General features: G+C 47.9%; 1 protein-coding gene. It reads right to left on the minus strand.

From position 1 onward, the window contains the following. Nucleotides 1-22 precede the first annotated feature (22 nt). On the minus strand, nt 23-307 hold a 285-nt coding region (locus tag L0U89_RS20305), incomplete at its 5' end, for a putative collagen-binding domain-containing protein (RefSeq protein WP_305067161.1).

The raw sequence follows: 307 nt of genomic DNA on the forward strand, positions 1-307 counted from the left end.
AGGCAGCAATCACGTCCATCACTTACTCCATAGGCGGACGGTACTGTGAATCGGGGTTATCCAAAACAATAACCCAATCCTGACCGACTCCGAGGGTAGGCGGCTTGATTTCAAGCACGTCTTTGCGGTAGGTAGAGATACCTCGAACTACATGCCCGATCCTTGGATCCACAAACCAGATCTTGATATCAGAGCTTTTCATGAAACGGGTATCCACTTTGATGGTCTTGCCCACCGGCATATAGATCATAGCGAAATCATTGTCCTTGCCGCGAAAAGCGGTAATGAATTCGGAATTCTTCATGCT

The organism is Mariniradius sediminis, from assembly GCF_021491425.1.
Classification (GTDB): Bacteria; Bacteroidota; Bacteroidia; order Cytophagales; family Cyclobacteriaceae; genus Mariniradius; species Mariniradius saccharolyticus.